18 protein-coding genes are annotated in these 20,008 nt (G+C 55.7%); 16 read left to right on the forward strand and 2 right to left on the reverse strand.

Annotated elements, in window-relative coordinates; genetic code table 11:
* Positions 1 to 35 precede the first annotated feature (35 nt).
* From ELR57_RS17890 to ELR57_RS17940, 11 genes are all read left to right on the forward strand, one after another.
* Positions 36 to 914: a branched-chain amino acid ABC transporter permease gene (locus tag ELR57_RS17890; RefSeq protein WP_126960449.1), complete on the forward strand. Its 879-nt coding sequence runs from the start codon at positions 36 to 38 to the stop codon at positions 912 to 914.
* Between the two features lie 16 nt (positions 915 to 930).
* Positions 931 to 1,950, forward strand: coding sequence for a branched-chain amino acid ABC transporter permease (locus ELR57_RS17895; protein WP_126960450.1), 1,020 nt, complete (start codon positions 931 to 933; stop codon positions 1,948 to 1,950).
* 3 nt (positions 1,951 to 1,953) lie between these two features.
* The gene (locus ELR57_RS17900) at positions 1,954 to 2,721 is read left to right on the forward strand and encodes an ABC transporter ATP-binding protein (protein WP_126960451.1); all 768 of its coding nucleotides are present in this window, start codon (positions 1,954 to 1,956) and stop codon (positions 2,719 to 2,721) included.
* Positions 2,721 to 3,443, forward strand: a complete 723-nt coding sequence (locus tag ELR57_RS17905; protein ID WP_126960452.1) for an ABC transporter ATP-binding protein — start codon at positions 2,721 to 2,723, stop codon at positions 3,441 to 3,443. The genes ELR57_RS17900 and ELR57_RS17905 overlap by 1 nt, the downstream gene beginning before the upstream one ends.
* Before the next feature lie 155 nt (positions 3,444 to 3,598).
* Positions 3,599 to 5,815 carry a helix-turn-helix domain-containing protein gene (locus tag ELR57_RS17910; RefSeq protein WP_158630056.1) on the forward strand — a complete coding sequence of 739 codons (2,217 nt, stop codon included), beginning with the start codon at positions 3,599 to 3,601 and terminating at the stop codon, positions 5,813 to 5,815.
* A gap of 123 nt (positions 5,816 to 5,938) precedes the next feature.
* Complete coding sequence (locus ELR57_RS17915; protein WP_126960454.1) at positions 5,939 to 6,859, forward strand: ABC transporter ATP-binding protein; 921 nt, start codon at positions 5,939 to 5,941, stop codon at positions 6,857 to 6,859.
* Positions 6,843 to 7,805, forward strand: a complete 963-nt coding sequence (locus ELR57_RS17920; protein WP_238162583.1) for an ABC transporter permease — start codon at positions 6,843 to 6,845, stop codon at positions 7,803 to 7,805. Before ELR57_RS17915 ends, ELR57_RS17920 begins: the two co-directional genes overlap by 17 nt.
* A 367-nt stretch (positions 7,806 to 8,172) precedes the next feature.
* Entirely contained in the window at positions 8,173 to 9,630 is a 1,458-nt protein-coding gene (locus ELR57_RS17925; RefSeq protein WP_192896591.1) for an RtcB family protein, read from the forward strand.
* A gap of 7 nt (positions 9,631 to 9,637) precedes the next feature.
* The gene (locus ELR57_RS17930; RefSeq protein WP_126960455.1) at positions 9,638 to 10,936 is read left to right on the forward strand and encodes an AAA family ATPase; all 1,299 of its coding nucleotides are present in this window, start codon (positions 9,638 to 9,640) and stop codon (positions 10,934 to 10,936) included.
* 632 nt (positions 10,937 to 11,568) lie between these two features.
* Complete coding sequence (locus ELR57_RS17935; RefSeq protein ID WP_126960456.1) at positions 11,569 to 12,516, forward strand: cell wall hydrolase; 948 nt, start codon at positions 11,569 to 11,571, stop codon at positions 12,514 to 12,516.
* 143 nt (positions 12,517 to 12,659) lie between these two features.
* Complete coding sequence (locus ELR57_RS17940) at positions 12,660 to 14,078, forward strand: MATE family efflux transporter (RefSeq protein WP_370452294.1); 1,419 nt, start codon at positions 12,660 to 12,662, stop codon at positions 14,076 to 14,078.
* Positions 14,079 to 14,106: 28 nt separating this feature from the next.
* Here the strand turns inward: ELR57_RS17940 and ELR57_RS17945 are convergent, their stop codons facing one another.
* The gene (locus ELR57_RS17945; protein ID WP_126960458.1) at positions 14,107 to 14,763 is read right to left on the reverse strand and encodes a pentapeptide repeat-containing protein; all 657 of its coding nucleotides are present in this window, start codon (positions 14,761 to 14,763) and stop codon (positions 14,107 to 14,109) included.
* A 267-nt stretch (positions 14,764 to 15,030) separates the two neighbouring features.
* On the opposite strand from ELR57_RS17945, the gene ELR57_RS17950 reads away from it, so the two are divergent.
* From ELR57_RS17950 to ELR57_RS17960, 3 genes are read left to right on the forward strand one after another with little or no spacing between them, the layout of a single operon-like run.
* Positions 15,031 to 15,642, forward strand: coding sequence for a flavin reductase family protein (locus tag ELR57_RS17950; protein ID WP_126960459.1), 612 nt, complete (start codon positions 15,031 to 15,033; stop codon positions 15,640 to 15,642).
* Between the two features lie 35 nt (positions 15,643 to 15,677).
* Positions 15,678 to 16,454, forward strand: a complete 777-nt coding sequence (locus tag ELR57_RS17955) for a hypothetical protein (protein ID WP_126960460.1) — start codon at positions 15,678 to 15,680, stop codon at positions 16,452 to 16,454.
* A gap of 12 nt (positions 16,455 to 16,466) precedes the next feature.
* The gene (locus tag ELR57_RS17960) at positions 16,467 to 16,862 is read left to right on the forward strand and encodes a (deoxy)nucleoside triphosphate pyrophosphohydrolase (protein WP_126960461.1); all 396 of its coding nucleotides are present in this window, start codon (positions 16,467 to 16,469) and stop codon (positions 16,860 to 16,862) included.
* A gap of 101 nt (positions 16,863 to 16,963) precedes the next feature.
* On the opposite strand, the gene ELR57_RS17965 is transcribed toward ELR57_RS17960, so the two are convergent.
* Positions 16,964 to 18,052, reverse strand: coding sequence for a lipocalin family protein (locus tag ELR57_RS17965; RefSeq protein ID WP_158630057.1), 1,089 nt, complete (start codon positions 18,050 to 18,052; stop codon positions 16,964 to 16,966).
* 237 nt (positions 18,053 to 18,289) lie between these two features.
* Here ELR57_RS17965 and ELR57_RS17970 point away from each other — a divergent pair, with 237 nt between their 5' ends.
* Both ELR57_RS17970 and ELR57_RS17975 read left to right on the forward strand, forming a co-directional pair.
* Entirely contained in the window at positions 18,290 to 19,390 is a 1,101-nt protein-coding gene (locus tag ELR57_RS17970) for a glycosyltransferase (RefSeq protein WP_126960463.1), read from the forward strand.
* Entirely contained in the window at positions 19,387 to 19,983 is a 597-nt protein-coding gene (locus tag ELR57_RS17975; RefSeq protein WP_126960464.1) for a glycerol-3-phosphate acyltransferase, read from the forward strand. The genes ELR57_RS17970 and ELR57_RS17975 overlap by 4 nt, the downstream gene beginning before the upstream one ends.
* Positions 19,984 to 20,008 lie beyond the last annotated feature (25 nt).

Raw genomic sequence — 20,008 nt, forward strand, 5'->3', positions numbered from 1 at the left:
TCCGCCATAGATTTTCAATCGAAAGGGGTAGCTTCATGGACTTCGCCCAAGTGGTTCAATATCTGATCTCAGGCCTTACCGTCGGCAGCATCTACGCGCTGCTGGCGATCGGATTCGTCACCATCTACAACACGACCGGCATTTTGAACTTTGCCCAGGGAGAATTCGCGATGATCGGCGCGATGAGCTGCATTTCGTTCATCGGTTGGGGGTTCCCCATGTATGCCGCCATTCCTTCGGCGATTCTTGTCACTTCCTTCGTCGGTTTATTCCTAGAACGCACTCTGATCAAACGCGCTCGCCGAAGCACGCCGGTCCATATGGTCGTTATTACGATTGGCTTGTCCATCCTGCTTAAAGGAATTGGGATGATCATTTGGGGCACTTATCCGAAATCCCTTTCCCCTATCATTCATGCGGCTCCCATCGAAATTTTCGGTGCCGTGATGACCTCCCAGAGCCTCTTTATCTTCATCGTCTTGATTATGCTGCTTATCCTGCTGTATCTGTTCTTCGATAAAACGTATCTTGGATCCGCCTTGCGGGCGAGCGAAACGAATCCCCGCGCCGCCAATTTGATGGGAATCAACACGCAATCGATGTCGGCTTTGTCGTTCTCTCTGGCGGCCGCATTAGGGGCGATCTCCGGCATTATTATCGCTCCGATGACGGATGCAACCTACGAGATGGGATTGATGATAGGTCTGAAGGGCTTTGTCGCGATGGTCATCGGAGGAATGAACAATATTTCGGGCGCCGTTATGGGCGGTTTGTTGCTCGGAGTGCTGGAGGCGTTCTCCAACGGGTTCCTTTCCAGTACCTATAGCGATGCCATCAGCTTCTCCGTGTTATTGCTGGTTCTTTTCTTAAGGCCAATGGGCTTGTTCGGGAAAACTAGCGGCGCGAGAGTCTAGAGAGGAGACAAGCCGGATGTCAAAGCTGGAAGCTAAATTATATGGACCGCGCTGGAAGCCTTTTATCGGATTCATCGCCCTTATCCTTGCATTGCCCTTTTTCGTTCATGCGCCGCACATCTTTACCATCTTAATATTAATCGGCATTTATTCCATCACGACGGTCGGGTTGAATCTGCTCGCCGGATACGCGGGGCAGGTCTCGCTCGGCCATGCCGCGTTCTTTGCGATCGGTGCCTATGTTTCGGGGATGGCGACGACGAAGTCTGCGATCTCCCCATGGGCCGCGCTATTGCTGGCGATGGCAATCACGTTCGCGGTCGCATGGTTGATCGGCATTCCGATCCTCAAGCTGAAAGGGCATTTTCTAGCGCTAGCTACGCTAGGCTTCAACATTATCGTTTATATTCTGATCTCGGGATTGACCGATTACACGGGCGGCGCGCTCGGGCTTAACAATATCCCGGCGTTGTCGCTGTTCGGGTTGGATTTATCGGATCCCCTGCATTTCTACTATGTGATTTGGGCGCTTGCCGCTTTGGTCATTCTGTTCTCGACGAACATTGTCCGTTCGCCGATCGGCCGCCTGCTTCGCAGCATTCATGACAGCGAGATCGCGACGGAGACTCTCGGGGTTAACGCGGCGAAATACAAAGTGTATATATTTGCCCTCAGCGCTTCTTTTGCTTCGCTGTCCGGCAGCATGTATGCGCATTTCATTCATTTCATCGCGCCGCCGACGGTGAACACCAGCTTCTCTATTCTGCTGCTCATTATGGTTATGGTCGGAGGCAGCCATTCCATCTGGGGAGCGCCGCTCGGGACAGCCATTATTATGTTCCTGCAGGAAGTGATTCGCAACGTATCCCACAGTTATCTGAAGATCAGCGGTCCGGTCGAGATCGTCGTATACGGCTTTGTTATCGTGCTGGTGATGATGTTCCTGCCGCAAGGTACGATTTCTTTGTTCTCCCGCCTCGATGCCGCGTTCCCCCGAATAAGGAACAAGACTTTAAAGCAAGAGACAGGAGGGTAATGAGTGGATCCTTTGCTGGAAGTAAGCGGTTTGACAAAGCGATTCGGCGGTGTCACGGCTGTGGACGATGTGAGTTTCCAAGTCGGAAAAGGAGAAATCGTCGCGGTTATCGGGCCCAATGGCGCTGGCAAAACGACGTTGTTCAATATGATCTCCTGCTTTATCCCTCCTACGTCCGGACATGTCAATTATAAAGGGGAGAGGTTGACCGGCAAGAAAATATACGAAATGGCGCATCTCGGAATCTCGCGTACGTTCCAGAATCTGCAGATTTTCAAGAATATGACCGTGCTTGAGAATGCGATGATGGGAGCTCATATCAAGCTGAAGACGAATGTTCTGGCCGCAGGCTTCCGGTTTCCGGTCGTTAAGAGGGACGAGGAGGAAGCTTACCGGCATGCCGTCGCCGCGCTGGAATCCGTGGGGCTGAAGCATCTGATGGACGAGAAGGCGGGCCGATTGTCTTACGGTCTGCAGAAGCAGCTGGAATTTGCCCGCGCCATTATCTACGATCCGGAATTCGTCTTGCTCGATGAACCGATGGCGGGACTGAACGATGCCGAGACGCGCAAAATGTCCGAATGTATCGTGAATTACAAAGAGAAAGGCGGCTCCTTCCTGTTTGTCGAACATAAGGTAGCGACTGTCATGGAGATCGCCGATCGGATCGTCGTCATTGACTTCGGACACAAGATTGCCGAAGGCAAGCCTCAGGACATTCAGCGCGACGAGCGAGTCATCAAAGCCTACTTGGGCGAGGAGGCGATCTGATGCTGAAGATCGACAATTTGAGCGCTTCCATCGGCAACGTCCGGATCTTGCATTCGATCCATATGCAAGTCAACGAAGGAGAAATCGTCTCCGTCATCGGTGCGAACGGAGCGGGTAAAAGCACGCTGCTCAATACGCTGTCCGGCTTGTATAAACCGACAGAAGGAACGGTCCAGTTATTTAGCGAAACGATTAGCGGCTTGCCCGCCCACAAAGTTGTGGGCAGAGGGCTGAGTCTCGTGCCGGAAGGCCGACAAGTGTTCAGCAATCTCACGGTTAAGGAAAATTTGCTGTTGGGCATGTACTCCAACTATTTTAAGAAAAAAGAGCTGGCGAAACCGAATTTAGAGAAAGTGCTCGAGATGTTTCCCGGATTGAAGAAACATCTGAACAATCTAGGCGGGTTGCTGAGCGGCGGGGAGCAGCAAATGCTGGCGATCGGCAGGGGCTTGATGTCCGATCCGAAAATCATTCTCTTGGACGAGCCGTCTATGGGGCTCGCGCCTATGATTGTGAACGAGATATTGGCGAATTTAAAATTCATCAAAGAGCAGCTGGGAGTTATGGTCATTCTGGTCGAGCAGAATGTGAAGGCGGCTCTGAATGTGGCCGATCGCGTCTACGTAATGGACCAGGGGAGAGTCACCTTAAGCGGAACGAGAGACGAAATAGGCAAGAACGAGGACGTCATGTCCGCGTATTTAGGCGTCAAGAGAGCTTGAGCTTATCTCTCGGCTCTCTCCAGATTGAACGGTTCTAAGCGTCTTCGGCTGCAAGGCCGAAGACGTTTCTATTTCAATTGAACACAGCCATTCATTCAGGATATGATAGAACTATCAAATAATTGTAAATAATAGCGTTTCATGGAGGAATGGCGATGGCCGAAACGTCCAAGGAAGGTTATATTCGAGACAAAGTCGTCACGCATCTGAGGAAAACGGCGCGTCGGATGGTTCAGTTCGATACGCTTGAAGAGACGCTGGTTTATTTGATCGACTCCTTCTCCAATCAATTCGGCTGCGATTACATGGCCATTCTAACCATCGAGAATCAATCGCTTAATCCCCGAACCTTCCGGGGCGCTATGCTGCCGTTGGAGCAACGCTACCCGATTGCCATCAAGGAATGCTTGCCCGGCATTCTTACGGAACCTCTCTGTTCATTCGACCACATCCCCGAGAAGCAAAGCTGCGCGTTTCTGTCCGCCTTGGACAGCGGCTTGCTTCAGACCTGGTTCACCATTCCCATCCATCACGAAGACGGAAGCAGCCTCGGGCTGTGCGTCATCGGATTTCGTTCGTTCGTGCCTCTGCTCCTCGATGCGGGCCATCTTTTTCAGGAATACGGCAAAGACATTGCCACCGCCTTCGAGCTTGCCCGCCAGAAAGAAAGCGAGAACAAGAAGATCAAAGGCTTGGAGTGGCTGAGAGAAAACTCCTTCCTGGGAGGCTCATCGCTCGAGCAGATCACCGAGAAGATCGTGGAACGCGCCGGCAAAGGAACCAATGCGCAGGCTGCCTACATCTATCTATACGACGAGCCGGCCAATTGCTTGGTCCTTCAACCGCCCGTTTACGGGAGAACGACGAACGTCCCCCGAATCGATTTTCGCGAAAGCTACGACTTGAATCCCTATTTCTCCTATTTGGAGAAGCCAGGCGGCAACGAGATTACGATTCCGCTGATCGTCAATTTGAAGTTGATCGGAATTCTACACGTGGTCGAGAAAGAGAGCGGCGCTTTCACCGCGGAAGATTTGGAGCTTCTGCAATTTCTTGCGTCCCATGTCTCCGTGTTGATTGAGAATGCCAGACTTTATATCAGCGAGAGAGAACGGAAATTCCGGCTTGAGACGTTTATGAATCAGCAGCGGGAGCTGGTCAAACACACCGTGGAAGAAGACGGCTTCGGCAGCATTTCCGTTTTTCTATCCGACATGGTCGGCAGCTCCGTGTTTCTGTTTGACCGTTTCTTGCATCTGATCTCTCATCACGTGCTGGAACGGCACTCCGAATTGCCGCATGCCCTATTGCTTGCAGTCGACAACGAGAAAAAAAACCTGCTCAAAAGCAGCCAAGCGGAAAGTTGGATCAAAGTCGACGACCGGCACGAAATCGGGCTGTGGCGGGTGACCGGCGGCGGGGATTCGTTAGGCTACCTTGGTCTTGTCATTGCGAGAGACCGCCTGGATATCGTGCTGCAGATGACTTTAAATCATGCTTTGAACGTTTACGCGATTCAGTTCATCAAGCAGAAGCTCGTACTCGATGTCCGGGAACAGGTCAAAGACAGCTTCTTTAATCAACTATTCGTGGAGAACATCGAGGACACGAGCAAAATACTCGAATACGCGAATCTGCTCAATTGGAATATAAGACTGCCGCACAGCATCGGACTCTTATCGTTCGAGATCTCCAAGAGGGACGGACAGACTCCGAATTTGCTTGAAGAAGACGCCCAGAAGACCTGGATTTGGGGGCGCATTCGGGATCTCGTCAGCCGGACGGAACCGGGAATCGTATTGACGCGCAAAGACGGTTACTTTATAACCATCGTGCCCAAGGACAAAGAAAGGCCGTTCGAACCGTTCTGGAAATCGTTCTATGAGCGGTTAAACAGAATGATCCGTTCCGAGTTGGAGAATGCATCGATCTATGTCGGGGTTAGTCAACAAGCGGAAAAAATGGAGGACTATTACCTGTGTTATAAGCAAGCGCAAAAAACGCTCGCGATCTTATGCAACCGCTTTCCCGATAGAGGATACATGACGTTCGAACAGCTTGGATCCTACTCCGTATTGTATCATTTGGGCGATCCGCTGGTTGCGCCGCTGTTTCTTAGAACCTATCTGCAATCTTTGCTCAACTACGGCAAAAACCGCGATTTATACGATACGCTTCGGGTCTATCTGGAGACGAACGGGAATATCAAGGAGGCGGCAGCCACGCTGTACATTCACCGAAGCTCCTTAAAATACCGGCTGGAGAAAATACGCGAAATCCTGAAGTTGGATATCGATAACGCGGAGCAACGGTTTAATTTAATGCTGGCTTACAAGCTGCACGATCTTTACGGCGAAGAAGACAAAATATAGGTTAAGGGTCCAACCCCAACCTCGACCTAAGGAGGGGAATGCCCCTCATCCGCGGACGGTTCATCGCTCGGCCCCTTATCCGATATACTTCAGCTATTGAAGAAATGAGGGGGTACTTTCGGAATGACAGAAGCGGTATTGGAGCTTCGCAGCGTAACGAAGAGAATAGGCACTTGCCGCATCGTCGATAATCTCACCTTCGATGTTCCGGCGGGAGAAGTATTCGGGTTCCTCGGTCCGAATGGCGCGGGCAAGACGACGACCATTCGCATGATCGTCGGGCTGATCTCGATGACGAAGGGCGAAGTCAGAATCAAGGGAGTCTCCGTCCGGGACCAGTTCGAGCTGGCCATGACGCATGTCGGCGCGATCGTCGAGAATCCGGAGATGTATAAATTCCTGACGGGGTATCAGAATCTGGTTCACTTCGCCCGGCGTCATCACGGCGTTACCAAGCAGCGGATCGACGAGGTCGTCAAGCTTCTCGGGCTGCAGAACCGCATCCATGAGAAGGTGAAGCGGTACTCGCTCGGCATGCGCCAGCGACTGGGCGTCGCTCAGGCGATCCTTCATCGGCCTTCCTTGCTCATCCTGGACGAGCCGACGAACGGGTTGGATCCCGCGGGGATCCGGGAGCTGCGGGATTACTTGCGCAATCTGGCGCGGGAGGAAGGAATCTCGGTTCTCGTCTCCTCGCACCTGCTCTCCGAGATCGAGCTGATGTGCGACCGGGTCGCCATCATCCAGTCGGGCAAGCTGGTCGATATCCGCTCGATGGAAGAAGCGCGGACCCAGACGCAATCGAAGATTCTGCTGGAGGCCGGAGACATCGATGCGGCTCGCCAACTGCTGAGCCAGCTGTTCGATCCTTCCCAGGTTGCCGCCGCCGGTTCGTACCTGGAGATTGCCGCGGACAAGTCCGTGATCCCGAACATCGCGCGGGTGTTGATCGCCGCCGATATCGAGGTGCTTGGCATTCATGCCGTGCAGAAGTCGCTGGAAGAGCAGTTCCTGGAGATTACCGGAGGTGAGATGGTTGTCTAGCCTGTCGCAGCTTATACGCAACGAGAACATGAAGATTTACCGCCGTCCGCGGACTTGGCTCATGGTTCTCTTCCTGGTCGGGGCCGTCGCGCTGATGAGCGGAATCATGAAATACGACGAGAGCCGAACCGACTCGGGGGACTGGAAGGCGAGCCTGACCCAGCAGAACCAGCAGATGAGCTCGGATGTGCAGAATTCAAGCATGGACGAGGATCGCCGCAACAGCCTTGAGAACCGAATCAAGCTGAACGATTATTACCTATCCCAGAATATCAATCCCGACGAACTCACGATCGGCGACTACGTCAAGAGCTCCGCTTCCTTGATCCTCTTGGTGACGCTGCTGACCGTCGTCGTTGCGGCGGATATGATCGCGGGCGAATTCACGTGGGGCACCATTAAACTGCTCCTTGTCGGGCCGGCCTCCCGGACCAAAATCATGCTTGGAAAGTATCTCTCGACGCTAGCCTTCGCTTTGTTCTTATTGGTCGTCTGTTTCTTGGCCGCCTTAGCCGCAGGGGGCATTCTCGCCGGGTTCGACGGGCTGAGCGCGCCGGACATCTCGATCAACGCGAGCGGCATCATCCATGAGAGCAGCATGCTGATCGCTTCTATCGAGAAGTATGGCTATAACGTCATTATGTTATTGATGTACGTGACGATGGCGTTCATGATCTCGGCCGCGTTCCGCAGCTCCTCCATGGCGATCGCGTTCTCCCTGCTGTTCATGCTGGTCGGCAACACGCTTTCGGCTATTCTGAGCGGGTACAGCTGGGTGAAGTACTTGCTATTCCCGAACATCGACCTGACGCAGTATATGGACGGCAATACGCCGCTTCGTCCGGAGATGACGATGTCGTTCTCCATCCTGATGCTTGCGATCTACTATGTCGCCTTCCAGTTGATTGCCTGGCTGCTGTTTACGCGTAGAGACGTTGCGGCCTAACTGGATCGAATGAGGCCCATTCCCATGTGAAAAGTTTTGTTAATCGCCTCAATAACAATTTTCTATTTTCTTATTGACAATCATTCCCTTGGCTCGTATTATAGACACTATCTTACTAAGGAAAGGAGGCCGACGGACATGTTCGGTATTCATCAACGCCGCAATGTCGCCAAGCCGCAGCTTCAAACGTTCATTGTCCATCGGCCTCTACGGGCCCGAGCAACGTCAAGATAAGGCAGCGTCTCTCCCTCGGAAGGAGCGGGAACGCACCGCCTGTTTTCACGATTTGCAAGAAGACCGTAAGCGAATGGGCTTGCGGTCTTTTTGCGTTCTTATTTTCCAATATAGAGAGGAATTCAGCTAATTAATGAGCATGAACATAAACCCCGTTTATTATCGGCGAATCGATCTCCCGGCCGGGGATCTGCACGTATTCGCCCACGACGATCTCTTCCATGCCATGGGAGCCAAGGTGCTCGAGATGGCCAACAACAATCTTCAGATTCCGAATATTCGGTACATGAGCTATACGCCCGACGCCCACGTCGGAGTCGGAACCTGCATCGGGACCACGGCGGTATGGCGAGCGGAGGACGGCTTCGTGTCCCCTTCCATCGTCGGCAGCGACATCGGCTGCGGGATGCGAGTGCAGCTGACGAATCTGCAAGCCGAGGACCTGCAGGATGTGAAGCTTCGGCGCAAGCTGGTCAAGGCGATCGAGAAGAGAATCCCGGTGGAAAACCACGCCCGAGGCTTCTTCTCCGACATTCGGCTGGAGGACGTCCTTCGCAAAGGATTGCACGGCCTGCCGGGCAAGTATGTGCCGGATGCCTATACGCCTCGCAAAGCGACCTCGCTCACCCATGTGGAGAGCAGTCGGTTCCGGTTCGACGAGAGCGAGCTGGATCGCATTCCGTTGCCGTATTGGCACCGGGCTCACCGGCAGTTGGGGACGCTCGGGAACGGCAATCATTTTATCGAGCTTCAGGCTCTGAGCATTAACGAGGAGAACCGCAAGGTCGCGGAAAGCTGGGGGCTGCGGGACGGCCAGGTCGTCGTCATGATCCATTCCGGCTCCCGTTCCTGGGGCGGATCGGTCAACCAGATCTGCGGCTCGGCCGTCGCCAAGACGATGAGCCGGCTGGGACTGGGAACGGCGGATCCGAAGCTCGCCTTCGCGCCGCTGGACAGCGAAGCCGGGCAGACGTACGCGAACCTGATGTACTCGGCGCTTAACTTCGCGGTCGCCAATCGCCACTTGATGGCGTTCGCCGTCCGCGACGCGCTCAAGGAGACGCTCGGCTCCCAGGCGGAGATGAGCACGCTGTACGATCTGATGCACAATTACGCCTGCGAAGAGAGCTTCGGCGCACGAGAGGGCGAAGGGGCGGAGGACGGGCAGTCTCTGCTTATTCATCGCAAAGGAACGACTCGCGCCCTGCCGCCCGGACACGAGGGCAATCCGGAGCCGTACCGGGAGACGGGACATCCCGCTCTGATTCCCGGCTCGATGGGGACGGCGTCCTACCTGATGGTCGGCATGCCGGACGGCGAGCGCAATTATCATTCGATCTGCCACGGCGCCGGACGGGTGCGTTCGCGGAACGCGACGAAGCAGCTCGTTACCGTCGACGAGTTCGCCTCCTCGATGCGCGTCGGGCAGGAGGACGAGATCGTTCTGAATCATCGGGCGCTGGAATCCCTGATCGACGAGTCCCCGCAAGCTTACAAAGACGTAGACCAAATCATCGACAGCGTCGTTCAGGCGCGGCTGGCCGCAGTCGTGGCCAAGTGCCGTCCATTGGCGGCTGTCAAAGGAGTGTGAGAGAGAGATGACTATGCTATTGAAGAAGAAAGAACCGCCTTTTCTCGTTAGGGCGCAAAGCGAGACGCTCGACCCTGACAGTTACTTTAACTACATCGCCATCGTCCAATCCATTATCGAGTTTCTGTCCGAACGGTATGGATGCGAATTCCGGCTCTACTATCAAGACGACGGATATGAAGTATGGAACGGATTGGAGGAAGACCTCAAGAGGAGATATGACGGTGTCGAGCATCTGGCCAGCCTGTTCGATCTCGTAGAGACAACGGTATTCGAATACAGCTCCGAGTCCGCTTCGGAGCAGAAGGGCTATACGATTCGTCCGGCCGTTCGGAACAACCTGTTCGGGTATTCCGAGCATCGGGTGGCGTTGGCTCGGGTGCCGAGGGTGACGCAGAACGGACTCGGCTACGAGGACTTGATCTTCGGCGCTTCGGAGGAAGGATTGCTGAAGTTCCTTGAAGAGATGAGGGAACGGCAGCTGAACGACCCGAAGATCTTGCTGTTCACGGACACCCGCGACGGGCTGGAGCAGAACCGCGAGCCCGTGAACGGCACGGTCGGCCGGGACGACGTGTTCATGGAGGAAGAGCTGAAGACGCAGATTTATCGCTCGGTCGACGAATTTTTCTCCAAGGACCGGTCGTTCTTCCAGACGTACGGCATCCCGTACAAGCGGGGGATCCTGCTCTACGGCAAGCCGGGCAACGGCAAGACGACGCTCGTGAAGTCGATCTCCTCGACCACGAACGCGCCGGTCGCTTACTGGCAGATCACCGAGTACACGAGCAGCGGCTCGATTCAAGAGGTGTTCGAAGCGGCGGTGCAGATGGCGCCGATGGTGCTCGTGATCGAAGACATCGATTCGATGCCGGCTTCCTGCCGCTCCTTCTTCCTGAACACGCTGGACGGAGCGACCTCGAAGGACGGCATCTACCTGATCGGGACGACGAACTATCCCGAGAAGATCGATCCCGCGCTCATGAACCGGGCGGGCCGGTTCGACCGGGCCTACGAAGTCAGGACGCCGAACGAATCGCTGCGCCATGCTTATCTGGTGCGCAAGGGGCTGAACCGCTTCTTGGACGATGAGATCGTCGCGCAAGCGGCCAAGCGCACCGAAGGCTTCACGCTCGCCCAGCTCAGCGAGCTGTACGCGTCCGCCGCGCTGCAGATGCATTACGAGAACAAGGTGGATCTCGAGCGGCTGCTAGCGGAGATGAAGTCGGACTACTCCAAGGGCAAGAGCCGCGAGTGGATGACGGACGGGCAAGCGCGCAAGGTCGGATTTACTTTGGCGGACTAAATGGCGCATAGAGAAAAGCGATATCCCGCGGGCCATGAAGGCGAGGGGATATCGCTTTTCGAATTCTTTGAACTCAATAGCGGGGGAGTCAACTACCTTCTTGATTCGGTTTATTTTTCCGTCATTGACGTCCTTCACGTAAACCAAGACCCTATTGTCCTTCTCGTTAAGCTCGACAGCGCTGATGCCCAGGTCTTTCATAGGGTCCGATAAGGCCTCGATCGTTTGATTCAGGTAGGCTAGTGTATAGCTCACGCTGTGATACTTAACATTGTTTAATTTAGTACTGGCGTCCCCGACAACATTCATGATAGCTCCCATCCTCCAGATAGACCCCCGAATATTGTTCATTATTAACCTCTACTCCTAATGCGGTCAGGAATGAGGGCTTCTCCCGTTCGGCAGATCCGGCGCTGTAACCCGATAATCCCCAACTCCCAGTTCCGTTTTCGCTTACATTCCATCCAGTTTTTTACTATAACGCAAGCTGTCCAAGAAAGGTTTCAGCCCCGCCAAGCTTCCATGAGAAGCGTTAGCATTCCATGAGAAATCGTTAATAATCAAAATTTTCCTGTGGAAACGCTGTATAATAACCGACAGTGTAGTTAATTCGGACTAGAATAGGCAAGGGAGTGACAGACATTAATAGGTTCTATCGATTGGCCGTATTAAGCCTGGCGCTGCTTCTGGCTGTCGGCACGGGTTCGGCATTCGCAGCAACGAATAGTACTTTATACATAGAAGATCAGAAAGTAAGCCTGGACCAAAGCCTTCGCCTGATCGATGGGGTGACTTATGCTCCGGTTAAGGAATTGGCGTCCCTGATGGATTGGCACGTCGCGTACGACAGCGGCTCCAACTACGTCGTGGTGATGAACGACATCGGCGACAAGCTGGCTTTCCGCACGGGAGAGTCGGAGATTCGCTACAACGGCAAGGCCTATGACATCGCCCAGACGGCGGATCTGATCGACGGCGCTTCCTATCTGCCGCTTCGCGTCCTGACGGAAGCCATGCATGCCAAGATCGGCTGGCAAGCCGACGAGAAAGCGTCCATTATCCTGCAGCAGGATGTCTATACCGTTCAAAGCGGAGATACGCTCGCAAGCATTGCCGAAGCGAACGGAACGACCGTTGCCGCGCTGAAGGCACGCAATCCGTTGATCGGCGCCGCGCTTAATGCCGGAGATACTTTGAAGGTGATCACTCCGGAATTCATGGATCCGGCGACGGCCGACGTGGCGCTTCTCGCCAAGCTGATCCAAGTGGAAGCCGGCTACGAGTCTTACGAAGGGAAGCTGGCCATCGCCAACGTCGTTCTGAATCGCGTGAAGAGCGGCAAGTTCCCGGACACCGTGAGCGGCGTTATCTACGCGGCAGGGCAATTCCCTCCGGCGCGGAACGGCAATCTGCAGACGCTGTCGGCTTCCAGCGAGTGCGTTCAAGCAGCCAAGGAGGCGCTGGCCGGCGAGAACAACGTTCCCGGCGCGCTGTACTTCTTCAATCCGAAGCTGGAACCGAATAAGGCCAAGACGGCAAGTCTGGTCAAGAAGATCGGCAACCATATGTTCGTGAGATAAAGTTAGGTAGAGGGCGGCATCCCGGGAAAAACCACTTCCCAGGTGCCGCCTTTGTCTGTCAAGGGAATCTGGCTGCGTTGACAGCCCTTCCCTGCGGTGTTAGCATGAAGCCGACTTTTACTCCATGCAAAGAATGTGATGATGTGGCCCAGACCGAGACCCGAACCCGTCCGCCATTCAGGCAAAGGGTCGGCAGACGGCAAGCGTTCCTGAATAAGCATCTGACCGGCGAAGCGTTCGACTATCGGCAGCTGACCTCGCTGTACATTCCGCTGCTGATCGATCAGGCGTTCATTATCGGCTTGAACCTGCTGAATACCGCCATGATCAGCTCCTCGGGAGTAGAGGCGATCAGCGCGGTCAACATGGTCGATTCGGTCAACCTTTTTCTCATCAGCATCTTCGTGGCCTTGGCGACCGGCGGGACGGTCATCGTCGCTCAGTACAAGGGCAGCGGCAATACGGCGATGGTACCGAAGGCGGCCGCAAGCTCGATCTCTTCGGTATCGCTGTTCGCGCTCGTCATCGCCATTCTGATGATGGCGTTCCACAACCCGGTGATGAATCTCCTGTTCGGCTCGGCGGACCCGGAGGTCATGGAGCTAGGCAGAACCTACCTGCTCGGCAGCTGCGCATCGTTCTTCGGAATCGCGATCGTCGAGGCGGTGTGCGGGGCGCTTCGCGGCATAGGCAAGTCCAAAGCTTCCCTAACCTTGTCGCTTATTATGAACTTAGCCTATGTTCTCTTGAATCTGCTGTTCGTTCAGCTATTGGATATGGGCGTGCTCGGCATGACGATCTCGGTCAACGTGGCGAGGTACCTGGGAGCGGTATGCGCCATCGTATTCCTGGTCCGGATCGACACGGAGCTTCGGGTGCGGATTAAGAATATCTTCCTCATGAAATGGGGGATGGTCCGCCGGATCATGACCATCGGCATTCCGTTCGCGGCGGAGCAGATGTTCTTCAACGGGGGCAAAATCGTCACGCAGACGTTCATCGTCGGGATGGGAACGTACGCGATCGCGACGAACGCGATCAGCAATTCGTTCGCCGGCGCGCTGCAGATTCCTTCGAGCGCTCTGTCTCTCGCGCTCGTGACGGTGGTCGGGCAATGCATCGGCGGCAGGAATATCCAGGATGCGCGCAAGTTCACGCGTTCCTTCCTCTGGATCTCCGCCGGGTTCTTCGTGGTGACGACGGCGATCGTGCTGCCGCTGTTCTTCCCGATCGTCAAAGGGCTGTTCCATGCTCCGGACGCCATCATGGACGATCTGCTCACGCTCTTCCTGATAAACGCGATCGCCCAGATTCCTCTCTGGTCGATGAGCTTCATGATTCCGTCCGCGCTGCGGGCGGCAGGGGACTCGAAGTTCACCTCGATCGTCTCCCTGCTCTCGATGTGGCTGTTCCGGATCGTGCTCGGCTACATTCTCGGAATCCGGCTGGACTACGGAATCATCGGCATCTGGCTGGCGATGAATATCGAATGGGGCGTTCGCGGAGCGATCTTCTTCTGGCGATATCGCGGAACGAAGTGGTACAAGAAGCGGATTATCTAACGATAGGGAAGGCCGGAAGGAGGCGAAGCTACTCCTTCACGACCAGACCGAACAGATTCGCGAAGATATAAGCCTGTTCCCGAGAGATGATGCAGCCCTTCAAGCTCTCCGCATCCACGCTGAGCCCGTTGAATTCGTTCTCGCTCAGATCGATGCCGGAGAGCTCCGTTCCGGCGAACGAAGCCTGATCGAGCCGGTTGCGTACGAGCTCGAAGCTCTTGAACTTCGCGTAGCCGAAGTCGGAACGGTTTAGGGAGCAGTCTTGGAACGCCGCCTGCTTAAAGTCGGCGAAGCGGAAGTTGGCGTAATCCGCCAGGTTGTTGTCGAAGACGGCGTTCCGGACCGTCGCGTCGGACAGGTTGAGGCCGAGCATCTTGCAGTCCTTGAAGACGACGCGGTGAAGGATGGCGCCGCTGAGGTCCAGGTTGGACAGGTCGCACTTCTCGAACCGGACATCCGTCAACTCGATTCCGTTCAGGGAGGTGTCCGAGAACGCCACGTTGCGGAACACCGACTTCTCGATGCTCACTTTTCCGGCTTCGCACTCTTCGATCGTTCCATCCCGGAACAAGCTCTTCTCGTATCGATCGTCGGGTTGGAACCCTTGAAGCCGGATCTCCCGAAGAAGGCTTTCTTCCGGGATCTGCGGAGACTCCAGCTTCGGGACTTGTTTGCGCGCGCTCATTCCGATTGCTCCTCGTTCGTTTCCCGTCCGGGAACGTTAGTTCCCCCATTATAATGCTTCTAACCGCAGACTGGCAAAGGCATCGGTTACGCGAGGGTGTCCGGCTGGACCGTACGGTCGCTATTGCGGAGATCGGAATGACGGCACGAGGCGCCCTTCCGGAGGGTGCCTTTTTGGACATTCGGCGCCATTGCTCTTGTCGAAACTTCTAGTGAAGGCCAAAAACAGGTACAATGGAAGCAAAGGGAAGGACATGGAGGGAACCATATGGCCGTCATCGATCCATCGAATCAAAGCGAACGGGACAACTACAAGCTGCTGATCGGAAGCATTCTTCCGCGGCCGATCGCGCTCGTGACCACGATCTCCGAGGAGGGCGTCGTGAACGCGGCTCCGTTCAGTTACTTCAACATCGTTTGCTCCAACCCGCCGCTGATATCGGTGTCGGTGCAGCGGAAGAACGGCGTGCCGAAGGACACTTCGCGCAATGCCGAGTCGTCGGGAAGCTTCGTCGTGCACATCACCGACGAGTCGAACGTCGAGGCGGCCAACGCCGCGGCGGCGAACCTCCCCGCGAACGAGAGCGAGCTTCCGGCCGCAGGGCTGACGGAGGTGCCGAGCGTCAAAGTCCCGGCTCCCGGAATCGCGGAGGCGAAGGTGCGCATGGAGTGCGTGCTCGAGCATAGTTATCCGCTCGGAGGCACAGAGGAGGCTCCTCAGTGCGACCTGCTCATCGGAAGGGTCGTCTGCTTCCATATCGCGGACGAGCTGCTCCATAACGGGCGGATCGATGCGGAGAAGCTGAAGCCGGTCAGCCGGCTGGCGGGCAGCAATTATTCGAAGCTTGGCGAGATTTTTGCGCTGGCCAGGCCGGAATAACGAGGAATCCGATAAAATCGAGAGGCGGTATGGACATGAGCTATTCGTTCGTCATCGAACCGCTGCTGTTCTTCGAATTCGATTCGGAGGACGAGCAGATCGAGAAGTGCAAGGAATGGGGGCTTCTGTCCGGCAAAGCGAGCCGAATCAAGAGCTTCTATTATAAGGGCAACGGCATGAATGAATCCGTCAGCGTCATCGGCTTCGTCGACAAGATGACGGCGGTGATCGAGTTCGAGAACAAGAAGAGGCATTGCATTCACCCTTCCTTCCTGAAGGAGATGCAAGCTTCGAATTACGGACAGAAGAACGCCTCCCGCGCCGAGGGCGAAGCCGATGCCGGGACGGATACCGACGATGCGGTCTCATCGGCGGAACAGGCGATCGAGCAGGCGATCGTCGACATATCCGAACCGCCCGAGGAGGCGCTGGTGCCAGTCCAAGCGGCAGCCCCAAAGGCTTCGAAGCCGTCCGCTGAAGAGGATAAGCCGAAGGCGAAGAAGGGCAAGGCCAAGCTCGAATTGCCCGAGGAGAAGGTCAAGATGGTCGCCACGGTACAGGAATTCACGACCGTGCCGAACCACTTCTCCGACAACGACGACGAAGTCGTCATCTATGAGCAGGTCCGGATTCTGGAGCCGGAACTGGAACTGGGCGCCGCCTGGTCCAGCCACAGCAATACGCTGAAGAAGCTGGAGCTGGCGATCGGCGACACGATCTCCTTCGAAGCGAAGGTCGCCGCCAAGAAGCTGACGAAGCATCCGGTGCCGTACAAGATCAATAACCCTTCCAAGATTCAGAAGTCGGAATAGCGGGGGCAGGATATGCTGGAGGTAGCGGCTGCCGTTATCGAGAATGACCAAGGCCTTGTCCTTGTCGCAAGGCGCAAGGAAGGCAAGTCGCAGGCGGGGCTCTGGGAGTTCCCCGGCGGGAAGCTCGAAGCAGGGGAGTCGCCGGAGGACTGCCTGCGCCGCGAGCTGCGGGAGGAGATGGGCATCGATATCCTCCCGTACGAGAGAGTCGGGTCGAACGTGCACGATTACGGAGCCGTCACCATTTGTCTAATGGCTTACCGCGCGAAATGGCTGGGCGGAAGCATCGTCTTGACGGATCATGACGCCTGCTGCTGGGCGAAGCGCGAGGAATTGACTTCGTTCGAGTGGGCGCCGGCCGATATCCCGATCGTCGAGAAGCTGTTGGCCAGTCGGGAACGGCGCTAGTCGCACTAGAGAGAATTTGGACAGCAAGCATAACAGCCTCCCGAGTTCTCGGGAGGCTGTTATGCTTGCGTTGCAATGATGCCGCCTCCGGTTGCTTCCAGTTACTTCTGAGGATAACCGACCAGCTCGAGGAAGCCGTAGCCTTCGATAGCTTCGGCGTCCCCCGCCAGGGTGTCCGCCGTTCCGCTTACGGAGCAGACGCCCTCCCAGATCGCTTGCAGCGGCCCGATAATCGGCATCTCCTGATGATCCAGCAGCGGAGTAACGCTTAGGGACATGCCGAATTCGGGCAGTCGGATGCTCCACTCCACCGGATACTCCGCCTTCGCCCAACCTCCGCTCCAGGTGCGGACGGGCTTCAGTTCCACCTTCTCCGTCGTGGCGATGGAGCCGTCCTGCCGGATGAGCTTCGCGATGGAGTAAGGCTCGGATTTCGCGTTCGCATAGCGCAATCGGCTGATCAACAGCTCCTGTCCGGAACGAAGCTGAAGGCCGAACCAATCCCAGCCTTCCCCCTGAAGCAGGCCGTAGTTGCGCCCCCATTGATGATCGAACCAGCCTTCTCCCTGAACCGATTCCATGCGCCCCTCCTTGTGCAGTTCTCCCGTGACGACATTGCGGGTCGAAGAATAATAGCGAAGTCCGTTGATCTTGCCCTTCTCGTCGATGAGGGAGACCGGCTTCATGGGCTCGAAGTTCAGCCGAAGCCGATGATTCCCCGATGTCAGCTTCAATTGGAAGCTCGGGCTCGAATCGTCCGCGAAGGCCATGCCGCAATCGCCGTAGATCACGTGGGTCGGACGGGCTTGTACGGATGCTCCGGGAAGCAGTTGATGCGGTTCGGGCAAGGAAGCGGTCAGCAGCTGTTTATATTGTCCCCAGGTATGGCTATCCAGCGGATTCTTCATGAGGTAGACTGGAAGATAGAGGGAAGCCATCTGATAGGCAAGCATTCTATCCAGAAGGGAGGCGCAATCGAAGCGTTCCCGATCCAGCTGAACGAGCGAATGGATCATATAGTGGCCCTTGGGCGCGACCAATTCCCCGACGCGGAAGAAGGAGGCCATCACCGCATAGCGATGCCCTTGGCTCCCGCTCAGCAACGCATAGGCGTACCACCATTCCGCGTTCGAGAGGGAATGGCCGGAGGCGTCTTGAGGCAGGGAGATCGAGGCGGGCAGTCTATTCATTCGAGAGCATCCCCCCATCAGGATTATCTTCCACAGTATGTAGGCGAGGGCGGAGGGGTGATATCCTTCATCCGATCCGAATCAGATCCAATCCAATCCTAACGCGCCGCATCAAGCGCCATCGACGTCCATGGAAGCCGAGCGCGTTTTCCCAGAACTCCAGCAGAACTCCAGCAATACTCCAGCAATAATAGAAATCTCTCTAACATACAATGTAGCAACCGGGAGGCGATTCTCATGGTGCTCTTGTTCCTCATTGCGCTTGCCTGCATGGCGGGCTTCGTTCTGTTTCATCGGAATACCGTTCCAATCCAGTCTTCTCCGGTTCCGGGGCTCGATAAGCTTAAGGTCTCCGTCATCATCCCCGCGCGGAACGAGGAAGGCAATCTGCCTCATCTGCTTTCTTCTCTCCGGAGCCAATCCTTGCAGCCTCATCAGATCATCGTCATCGACGATTTCTCGACGGACCGGACCCGAGCCATCGCCGAAAGCTTCGGGGTTACGGTCATAGAAGCGCCGCCTTTGCCGATTGGATGGACGGGCAAGAACTGGGCGGTATGGAATGGATACCGGCAGGCCACCGGCGATCATCTATTGTTCCTAGACGCCGATGTTCGTTTGGCTCCTGATGCTCTTCGATCTCTGTTGGCCGTTCAAACGCAGAGGGGAGGTGTTCTATCGGTCGTTCCCTATCACCATACGGAGAAGGGATACGAGAGGCTGGCGCTGCTCATCAACATCTTGGGAATCTTCGCGTTCACGTCGCCGTTCGAGAAGCGCAATCCGCGGCAAGGCTTGTACGGCTCCTGCATTCTGGCTACCCGCGCGGATTATGAGAAGGCCAAGGGGCACGAGTCCGTCCGCTCCGAGCTTCTCGACGACCTGACCCTGGGGGGACGATTCAAGCAAGCGGGAGTTCGAGTCTCCAACTTCATCGGAGCGGGGCTCGTCTCGTTCCGCATGTACCCCGGCGGGATACGCAGCGCCGTCCAAGGCTGGGGCAAAGGAGCCGTGCTGAGCACGGGAATGCTGAAGCCGCAGACGACCTTGCTGGTGGCGGCTTGGCTGATCGGCTTGCTGGCGGCCGAAGCGGCTCCGTTCCTTGCCTTCTTCTCCTGGGCTTGGCCGTTCTTCATCGGCTATGCCCTATTCACGCTGCAGATCCTCTATTTCGTTCGCTACACGGGACGCTTCGGCCGGCTGGTTCCTCTCATCCATCTCTTAAGCACGGCATTCTTCCTGTTCATCATGCTGTACTCGTTGTTCCGGGTGATCTTCGTAGGAAGCGTAGCATGGAAAGGCAGAAACATAGAGATAGGAGGCAAACAGAATCGATGATCATCCTCTGGACGTTGATCGCCTTTCTATCCGGTTCCCTCATGTTCTCTTATTGGCTCGGTCTGCACGCTCATCACAATCTAAAGCAGATCGGGGACGGCAACCCCGGCGGCGCCAACCTATGGAACGCAGCAGGCTATTCGTACGGGTTGGCCGGAATCGCCCTGGACTTTCTCAAAGGCTATCTGGCCGTCCTGATTCTCCAGCATACGACGCACCCTTCCGGAATCAAGCTGTTCCTGATCGCGCTGGCTCCTATCGTCGGCCATTGCTTCTCCCCGTTCCTCGGAGGCAAGGGAGGCAAGGGGATCGCGGTTACGTTCGGCGTGTGGAGCGCCCTGACGGACTTCTCGGCTTCGCTGGCCTACGCGATTATCCTGGCTATTCTATGGGTATTGTTCCGCTTTGTTCATCGCGGCCGCTCGATGTCCTCCGAGGTGAACGCCCTGCAAGTCGTTCTGGGCATGCTTCTGCTCCTGGTCTTTCTAATCAAACATAGCGGAGAGGCAACCCTTCTATGGATCTGGGCAGGGAATTTCGCCTTGCTGCTGTATGCGCATAAACGAGAGCTGTTCCGATTATTTCAAGGATAAAATAGAGTGCAACCAAAGATCGTTT

Origin of the sequence: Cohnella sp. AR92 (assembly GCF_003990975.1) — a bacterium.
Lineage (GTDB): Bacteria > Bacillota > Bacilli > Paenibacillales > Paenibacillaceae > Cohnella.

Bases quoted from the DNA above. Each gene is read 5' to 3' on its own strand.
- ELR57_RS17890 (WP_126960449.1), top strand. From the start codon at position 36: ATGGACTTCGCCCAAGTGGTTCAATATCTGATCTCAGGCCTTACCGTC.
- ELR57_RS17895 (WP_126960450.1), top strand. From the start codon at position 931: ATGTCAAAGCTGGAAGCTAAATTATATGGACCGCGCTGGAAGCCTTTT.
- ELR57_RS17905 (WP_126960452.1), top strand. From the start codon at position 2,721: ATGCTGAAGATCGACAATTTGAGCGCTTCCATCGGCAACGTCCGGATC.
- ELR57_RS17910 (WP_158630056.1), top strand. From the start codon at position 3,599: ATGGCCGAAACGTCCAAGGAAGGTTATATTCGAGACAAAGTCGTCACG.
- ELR57_RS17915 (WP_126960454.1), top strand. From the start codon at position 5,939: ATGACAGAAGCGGTATTGGAGCTTCGCAGCGTAACGAAGAGAATAGGC.
- ELR57_RS17925 (WP_192896591.1), top strand. From the start codon at position 8,173: ATGAGCATGAACATAAACCCCGTTTATTATCGGCGAATCGATCTCCCG.
- ELR57_RS17930 (WP_126960455.1), top strand. From the start codon at position 9,638: ATGACTATGCTATTGAAGAAGAAAGAACCGCCTTTTCTCGTTAGGGCG.
- ELR57_RS17945 (WP_126960458.1), bottom strand. From the start codon at position 14,763: ATGAGCGCGCGCAAACAAGTCCCGAAGCTGGAGTCTCCGCAGATCCCG.
- ELR57_RS17950 (WP_126960459.1), top strand. From the start codon at position 15,031: ATGGCCGTCATCGATCCATCGAATCAAAGCGAACGGGACAACTACAAG.
- ELR57_RS17955 (WP_126960460.1), top strand. From the start codon at position 15,678: ATGAGCTATTCGTTCGTCATCGAACCGCTGCTGTTCTTCGAATTCGAT.
- ELR57_RS17960 (WP_126960461.1), top strand. From the start codon at position 16,467: ATGCTGGAGGTAGCGGCTGCCGTTATCGAGAATGACCAAGGCCTTGTC.
- ELR57_RS17965 (WP_158630057.1), bottom strand. From the start codon at position 18,052: ATGAATAGACTGCCCGCCTCGATCTCCCTGCCTCAAGACGCCTCCGGC.
- ELR57_RS17970 (WP_126960463.1), top strand. From the start codon at position 18,290: ATGGTGCTCTTGTTCCTCATTGCGCTTGCCTGCATGGCGGGCTTCGTT.
- ELR57_RS17975 (WP_126960464.1), top strand. From the start codon at position 19,387: ATGATCATCCTCTGGACGTTGATCGCCTTTCTATCCGGTTCCCTCATG.